Annotated in this window: 6 protein-coding genes; 3 read left to right on the top strand and 3 right to left on the bottom strand. The window is 62.9% G+C overall.

Annotated elements, in window-relative coordinates; genetic code table 11:
• Positions 1-311 precede the first annotated feature (311 nt).
• A complete protein-coding gene (locus tag CHB75_RS17565) occupies positions 312-1,499 on the top strand; it encodes a GAF domain-containing sensor histidine kinase (RefSeq protein ID WP_176439182.1) in 1,188 nt (395 codons plus the stop codon).
• A 177-nt stretch (positions 1,500-1,676) separates the two neighbouring features.
• Here the strand turns inward: CHB75_RS17565 and CHB75_RS17560 are convergent, their stop codons facing one another.
• Positions 1,677-3,785, bottom strand: a complete 2,109-nt coding sequence (locus tag CHB75_RS17560) for a S8/S53 family peptidase (protein WP_089272868.1) — start codon at positions 3,783-3,785, stop codon at positions 1,677-1,679.
• 252 nt (positions 3,786-4,037) lie between these two features.
• On the opposite strand from CHB75_RS17560, the gene CHB75_RS17555 reads away from it, so the two are divergent.
• Positions 4,038-5,600, top strand: a complete 1,563-nt coding sequence (locus CHB75_RS17555) for a hypothetical protein (protein WP_089272866.1) — start codon at positions 4,038-4,040, stop codon at positions 5,598-5,600.
• 141 nt (positions 5,601-5,741) lie between these two features.
• Here CHB75_RS17555 and CHB75_RS17550 read toward each other — a convergent pair whose 3' ends face one another.
• Positions 5,742-6,422, bottom strand: a complete 681-nt coding sequence (locus CHB75_RS17550; RefSeq protein WP_089272891.1) for a hypothetical protein — start codon at positions 6,420-6,422, stop codon at positions 5,742-5,744.
• 125 nt (positions 6,423-6,547) lie between these two features.
• Positions 6,548-6,676, bottom strand: coding sequence for a hypothetical protein (locus CHB75_RS22395; protein WP_089272864.1), 129 nt, complete (start codon positions 6,674-6,676; stop codon positions 6,548-6,550).
• A 308-nt stretch (positions 6,677-6,984) separates the two neighbouring features.
• On the opposite strand from CHB75_RS22395, the gene CHB75_RS17540 reads away from it, so the two are divergent.
• Positions 6,985-7,404 (top strand): c-type cytochrome, encoded by a 420-nt coding sequence (locus CHB75_RS17540; RefSeq protein WP_089272862.1) that lies wholly within the window; start codon positions 6,985-6,987, stop codon positions 7,402-7,404.
• Positions 7,405-7,493: the final 89 nt, after the last annotated feature.

The raw sequence follows: 7,493 nt of genomic DNA, 5'->3' as shown, positions 1-7,493 counted from the left end.
GGTAGCGGGCGGGAGGTGGCTTGCTCATAAAGACCCTCTAACCGCATAGATTCACGTTGTGAATCGTCCATAGTCAGAGTTGTGCAACAATGCCACACCGGGGGGATGCCGAGTGGGCACATTTTTTGCCGTTCCGCATGCTCAATCGCCTGAACGGGGCCAATTTTTGAGGTAAATCCCGTAATCAAGCCCGCTTTTGCGGGGTTTGCGCGCCTTTTCATTGTGGATGCGCTGATGTAACTCTAACATGAACTTAGGCGAGACCAGCCCAAAAAGTTACACTCTATGCGTGTGAGGCGACTGATACCCTGATGCAGACACACGACTTTCAAGGCGATATCGATGCGATTGGTCGCAGCACGACTATTCCCACGCTTCTTGAAACCGTCCTTCTCGCAACCGGAATGGGCTTTGCTGCCGTAGCAAGGGTCACGGAATCCCGCTGGATCACCTGCCGGGCTGTCGATCAGATCTCGTTCGGGCTCACTCCGGGCGACGAACTCGAGGTCGAAAGCACACTTTGCCACGAAGTCAGGCAATACGATCAAGAGATCGTGATTGATGACGTGCAAAGCGATCCGGCTTACGTCAATCACCACTGCCCTGCCCGTTACGGGTTTCGCGGCTATATCTCTGTTCCGATCCGTCGGGCGGATGGGTCGTTCTTTGGGACACTTTGTGCCATTGATCCAGAGCCGCGCAAGCTGAGTGATGACCGGGTCCTGTCGATGTTTCGCCTGTTCGCAAAAATGATCGGCGATGGGCTCGATGCCGAGGAGGCGCTGTCCGAAAGCAAAAGCGCGCTCCAGCATGAGCGCAAGCTGGCCGAAATTCAGGAACAGTTCATTGCGATCCTTGCGCATGACCTGCGCAACCCGGTGAACGCGCTGTCCGCCGGATTGCGAATGATCGGGCGCCGGGACATCGACGAGAAAGCTGCCGAACTGGTCGGCTTGATGCGGGCATCAGTCAACCGCATGGGCCTGCTCATCGAAAACCTGCTCGATCACGCTCGCAAACGCAGTGGTGGCGGGATCGTTATCGAACGCACGCTCACTAAGGAGCTTAGCGCATCCTTGAGCCAGATCATTTCCGAACTTCAGGCCGTCGCGCCGGATCAGCCGATCGTTGCAGAGATCGATCTGCCCGTCGCGGTCCATTGCGATGTCCCGCGCGTGTCTCAGCTTTTCTCGAATCTTCTCGGGAACGCGATCACCCACGGGTTCGAAGGCAACCCGATCAAGGTCGTCGCCCGGGTCATCGACGGTAGCTTTGTCCTTTCGGTCGCGAACGGTGGTGCAAAGATATCAGACGAAATGCTGCCAACACTGTTCATGCCCTTCGAACGTGGGCGGGATCGCCCGAGCAGGGAAGGCCTGGGGCTGGGCCTGTTCATCGCTTCCGAGATTGCCAAGGGACATGAGGGGACGCTGTCGGTCGCATCGGACGAGTCCCAAACCGTCTTCACCTTCCAGATGCCGACGGGCAGGCCCAGCTAAGGTCAGTCGACAAATCTCATGCCCCGATGGGCCGACGCATGCCCTCGCGCAGCATGCTCTGCTTCAATCGGCGCGACCGATGTTCCTGTTGCATGTCACGCAGGGACCATCAGCAGGCCGGAACGGTTCTGCCGATGGTCCCCGCGCCAACCTGTCGGGCAGGGCCATCAGCCAAACCTAGCCGCGTGGCCGCGCGCCCATGTGCACATTGACCAGCGCTGCGCCCAGACGGTTGGTTTCGCCCGGCGGAACGGGAAGCAACGGCACGACACCGCCGACCAGATCGTCCATCTGGGTCCCGCCGCCTGCTGCCGCGTTCTGCACAACCAGTTTCGCATTCATCGCCAGCGCCCGGGTCAGCCGACCGGCCGCCGCGCTGGTGCCCGCAACCGGCGACACCGACCCGGTAAGCGTATTTGATGACAACACGCCGCGTTCGACCCAACCATCCTCGGCGCGCGTGGCGACGGTGGGACCCGGCACGGTCCAATCAGATCCGTCAGGGGTGTAATAGGCGGGGATATAGCTTTGCGTCGACGCTTCCCACATGGCTGCGGCGGCGCTGAAGATCTGTCGGCCCGTGTCCGTCACCAGCGCGCTGTGCGTCGCCGCCCGGGTGATCGGACAATCGGGGGCAAGTCCGCTCCAGTTCCGGAATTCAGGATCCCAGACATAGGCATCTTCCCCGCCATCGAAATAGGACTGCCGCCCGCCGCTGTGGAACCCCGGAAGGTTCTCATCCCGCTGGATCTGCAAATGCACGGCGCAGGGCGCGGTGCCGGTATAGCGCACCGCGACCGACCATGTTCCGGCCTCGGCCAGCGGCTCTCCGGCAACCTGCGCCTCGTTCGGGGCAAGGGCCAGCGTATGGGTCGCAACCTGCTCGACCGTTGGGCTAAGGCTATGCTTCTCAACATGATAGATCCGCGCGATCGGTGCGCCGTTCACGTCCAGAGACCGGTAGGCACCCGTCGGCAGCGGCACGAATCCCGACGCCGCCCCCGAAGGAGAGGTCAGAGATATCTCGATCTGATCCGATGGCACGCCCGCGGCTGTGCGAATCTCCATGTAGCTGGCCGTCAGATCGTCGGGCTGGGCGCGCCATGTGATCTGATGTTCGATCACGCCCGCACCCGGGTCATAGTCGAACTGCGCCACCTGACGGCTGCGCCGGTTGTTGCCAAAGGCCCAGACGATGCGCACCGGCTGGCCGGTGACTTCTTCCCAAAGCGCGGCCTCGCGCGCGATCTGGTATTCGGCAAAGCTGGTGCCGTTCTTGGGCCCGGCCAACATGCCAAGCGACAGGTTGATGATAACCGGTGCCTTTTTGTTGATCCTTGCCGCCTCGGACAGGATCCAGCGCACCGCCTGCACCATGTAGCTTTCAAACCGCATGCCGGATGTGTCGGCAACCGCCTCGGGGGGCAGCTGCACGCCGATCAGCGGCCAGCGGTGCACGGGGTCGTCGCCATCTTCGGGGTTCGCCCCGGCAGCAAGATCAAGAAGATGCGTGCCGTGACTGGTGCCAAAGACCAACGACTTGGGCTCATTCATTCCGAAAAGCTGCTGGCTCAGCTGGGTATAGACCGCTGATTCCTCAAGCTCCTGCCCCTTGCGCACCCATTTGTTTATGTCCTTACGGCTGAGGATTTCACCGATCAGGGCGCGACGCGGGCCGGGGCCCCTGCGGCGCGTTTCAAGCGCCTGCAACCAGACCGCATGAAACCGTGTACGGTATTTCCCGTTGCGTGTCGGTTTGCGGAATCGGGCATTCAGAAAGCCGATGCCGTCGTCGATGATCGCCACGATCGGGCGGGACTTGCCCGACTTTTCAGGCTTGCTGGTTTCAACCTCATCCTCTTCATCCAGCCACGAGTGCGATCCAGAGGCATCCAGATTGACGGGATACCCCACGTCAATCAATTCCATTAGATCGCCGTAGTCTGACGGCGGCGTACCACGCCGCAGGTAAAGCCAGTATTCATCCGGCAGGCCCTGCAGGGGATCGTTGGGACGACTGCGGGCCTTCAGCCGACGGAATTCCTGCGGGTCCATCATCAAGGGATCGCCGGGCGTTCGGACATGTCTCAGGATGGTCTTGCGCGTCTTTTCAAGACTGGGCGGGGTGCCACTGGCCTTGAGCCGCACAAACATCGGCGTGAACCAGTCTGGCGTGTGCACCGGAGGCGGGGACAGCGCTGCGCGCCGTTCCTGCAGCAGCCAGGACCAATCCAGATAGGCGTCCCAGAATTCGGCGGACACCGGCGGCGACCAGGTAAGGACCATGCTGCATTCCAATCTATTAACTATCTCTTGTCTCAGAAAACGCTGTCAGTGGCCCTAACGTCAAGCGACCGCTCCGTGTTTGCGCTTTTTTCACGAAAAATGAGGTGCTGACACAAGTTGACGCAGGGGAATTCATGCCCAATTGCCGCGGAGTTCACGGAGCGATCACGCTGGCCTGTTTACTTTACGTTAACGAATAGGAGCGCCGTATCGACAACTTGGTCGGCGCCGGAACCTCCAGGGGAAACCGCCATGATCGCTGATACCCGTATCCGACCCGCCGCCTTCACCGTGATTTACGGTGGCAAGACCGTCACAGAACCTGCCGCGCCCGCTTCTTCGCCCCCCCCGGTCACCCGACGCCCGATGATGGATGCCGATGCGCTGGCCTGCGAAATGGCGCGAATCTATGCGCTGACCCTGCTGCGCGACATCCCCTTTGCCGACCTCTCCGACCCGCAGCGCGGCGTCCGGATCGATGGAGCTACAGAATTCACCCTGCACGAACTGCAGACGGAACTGCGCCAACTCCCGTGGCAACCCCGCCACTCTTCTCCCCTGTCCGGCGACAGCCCGCTCTCAGATCTTCTCTCCCTGAGTGTGCCGGGTGATGCTGACCATTGTGCCGCATCCCCAATCCGGTGCGATGGTCAGCCCCATCTTCTCCCCACATCACCCGCCACAGCCGAACCTGTCCTTTCGGCATTTTTCGACGCGGCCCGACCGCGCGCCGCTGGTCCGGGCGGCAGAGCACTTGGCGTTCCGGGTGTCGGTGATCCGGGGCCGGCGCAATCGATGTCGCATTGGCTGCGCTGGATCGAGGCCGCCTGCGGCGCGAGCCTGCCAATGCCCGGACGGAGCGACCCGGCGATTCCGGATATGCGCACCCCGCGCGATCTGGCGATCCAGATGCACCGCCGCCATCCCAGCCAGGCCTATTTCAACGCAGCGCTGCAACTATTTACCCAGGAAAAACCGATGGATCCGGGGCTGATGCAGGCGCTGGGCGGCGCACGCTGGACCGGGTCGCGGATTTTCACGCTGATGCTGAACGCGGCGCGCCGTGCCGAAGAGGTCTGCCGCCGCAACTCTCGCGGTCCCCGCGTTGCCCGGCCCGGAGTCGTCGCAGCCCGTTGGGCGCTGATGCAGTCTGGCGAAGACATGCGTGCCGGTCCCGAAGCCATGCTCGAACAGGCCGCATTGGACCGGCTGAACGCCTGCACGCCGCGCCTGTTGCACTGGATCGCGCGGCTTAACGGCGTCGAAGGCACCGGAAGCTTTGCCATGCCCGATGACGCCGGCGGCGTGATCGAAGGCTGGACCCCGCTCGCATTGCGCCAGAACCTGATCCTGCCCCCGGTCGAAAAGGGCAGCAACCGGCTTTGCCCGGCGCTGGGTGTCGGGCGGGCGGTGCTGGCGGGCACGCAGGTCACGCTGCTCAAGGCGTTATTTGCCACCTCTCCGGATCACAATTCTGCGGCGAACGGTCATCCCGACCTTGCGCGGGAACTGGACAAACTGGCCAGAAACGTGGCCTTGGCGCGCAGCATTGCGGGTGGTTTCTATGACGTTGAGAACCGTCAGAGCCTGCGTCTTGGACAAAGCCTTGCGCTGACAATGTTGCGCGAGGCGCTCGAAGGTGATGGCCTGCCCGCAACACTGGACCTGCGTGATTTCGACGGCCGCCAAATATCGCTTCGGGCCCGTCGCGAACGGCCGGGGTCGGTGCGTGTCAGCCTGCGGGTGGATGGCGCCTATGCGCCCTGGCCCGAAGGGGGGGACAGCCCGGCGCCGTATCTGACCGCCGTGGTCTGAGTTTGCGTCAGGTCTGCCGAAAACCGCAGCCGCCATTCGTGTCGGTGCCAATTGATTGCCTTGGTTCGGTTCATTCTCTGTTGACCGGAGTAGGCTCGACCCGGTCACGCTTGTCCTCCAGCCTCGCACACAGCCACAGGCCTAGCGGCAGATCCCCTCGACCTTGACCCCGCTCCAGGGCATGCGCACAGCGCGGTAGTCCAGCACCTCATCCAGCCGGGACATCGGCATCGCCTCGGCGATCATCGCATGCAGGCGTGCGGTGCGCGGGGCTTCGGAATCCAGCAGCGCACAGCAGACGTATTCCTCGACAATCGCGCCTTGCTGTTCAAATCCGTGATCAAGGAAAGCCACCGACGTATCCTCTTCGAACAGATAGGGGTCGGGGGTCCTGCTATGCTCGGATGCGGCCCTGAGCGGGGTGTACCCGGTGCGCTTGCGGTTCTGCCATTGCCAGACATGGGTCATTTCATGCGCCAGCAGCATGGCGTCGGCAAGGTCGATAACTTCGGGGTATTCCGAAAGGAAATCATCGCGATAGAGGTCGTCGCGGAACATCATGTGGTTGAAGATCGCCATGCCGCCGGGCTGCACCGTCACCACTTCGCCGCGCGACGGGGGCCAGATCCGCTCCGAACAGGTCAGGCGCGGGCGCACCGGCCGCTGAAAGGTGACAGCCGCCCCGGGATGCCCGTCGATCAGACGCACGCGGGATGTATCGGTCTGATCCCCCTGCAAAGCCTGAACATAGGCGCGCTCTGGCGGGGTCAGGGGACGACCGCAGGCGGACAGAACAAACATGACCATAAAAAGCGCGCGCATGAAACGATAGGAGCCCATGTGATGGGGTGGGGCAAGTGTCAGGGCATCACCTCGCCGTGTGTATGGCGCGCCTCGTAACGAGAGGCCCCGCGCCGCCAGGCGGTCCGCGGGGTCCCTCTGTGGGCTCAGTTGACCTTTTTGCCGGAAATGGTGGTGGCGCCTTTGGCCCCGGAGTTGGCAGTCGCCAGCACCTTTACCTTTTCCTTCTTCGGCTTCTTGGTTTCCTTGTTGCCGCGGTTCTTTTCCTTGGACATGGGGATATTCCTTCGCACAGATTCCCGAACGGCGTCATGCCCATCGGGTGGATGCTCAGGCGGGGCAGGGTGGCCTGACCGATGCGGTCAGGGCGATGTCACCGGTGAGGCAGCAGGTCGCGCGGCCTTGGCCAGCGGCGGTCCTGCATAACGAAAGGTGGGGCGAAACGGTGTTTTGCGCAAGGGTCGCGCGCCGCAGCAGCGCGAATATATTTACCGCGCAGCGGGTCGGCCGGGTTGTCCTGAGTCAAATCGCGACCCGGCGGTGATGTGGTACCCTCGGGGCGTGCCAGTTGAAAGGACATGACATGAACCGTTTGATTTCCGCACTCACGCTTGCCCTGACGGGGCTGTGCGCCGCGCAGGCGGGGGCGCAGGATGCTGATCCGGCGCTCGGGGCGCAGCATTTCGCGCGCCACTGCGCCGTCTGCCATGGGGCCGATGCGGCGGGCGGTGGTCCGATGGCGCCCATCCTGCTCATTCAGCCGACCGACCTGACCCGGCTGACCCTTCGCAATGACAACGAATTTCCCGTGCTGCGCGTGGTCATGCGCATCGACGGACGCGAGCCGCTGGTCAGCCACGGATCCCCCATGCCGATCTACGGACAGCTGTTTGACGAGGCCCCGGGCGCGGCGGTCAAGACCCCGGCGGGCCAGCCCATCCTGACCTCCGGCCCGGTGGTCGATCTGGTGGCCTGGCTGAAAAGCATTCAGGTCGCGGAGTAACGCGCCCGCCCCCCACAGCCCCAGCCCGGAATCAAGGCGCTCGCGCCGCCGGGCAGCGCCCGACCGCCCCGTCGTGCCGCAGGCACGCC

This window comes from Puniceibacterium sediminis (genome assembly GCF_900188035.1).
Taxonomy (GTDB): Bacteria; Pseudomonadota; Alphaproteobacteria; order Rhodobacterales; family Rhodobacteraceae; genus Puniceibacterium; species Puniceibacterium sediminis.
Note: the sequence above shows the minus strand (reverse complement) of the source record. Positions and strands in the feature narration are given on the sequence as shown.

Excerpts from the sequence above, each read along its gene's own strand:
- CHB75_RS17565 (WP_176439182.1), top strand. The coding sequence starts at position 312 with ATGCAGACACACGACTTTCAAGGCGATATCGATGCGATTGGTCGCAGC.
- CHB75_RS17555 (WP_089272866.1), top strand. The coding sequence starts at position 4,038 with ATGATCGCTGATACCCGTATCCGACCCGCCGCCTTCACCGTGATTTAC.
- CHB75_RS17550 (WP_089272891.1), bottom strand. The coding sequence starts at position 6,422 with ATGCGCGCGCTTTTTATGGTCATGTTTGTTCTGTCCGCCTGCGGTCGT.
- CHB75_RS17560 (WP_089272868.1), bottom strand. The coding sequence starts at position 3,785 with ATGGTCCTTACCTGGTCGCCGCCGGTGTCCGCCGAATTCTGGGACGCC.
- CHB75_RS22395 (WP_089272864.1), bottom strand. The coding sequence starts at position 6,676 with ATGTCCAAGGAAAAGAACCGCGGCAACAAGGAAACCAAGAAGCCGAAG.
- CHB75_RS17540 (WP_089272862.1), top strand. The coding sequence starts at position 6,985 with ATGAACCGTTTGATTTCCGCACTCACGCTTGCCCTGACGGGGCTGTGC.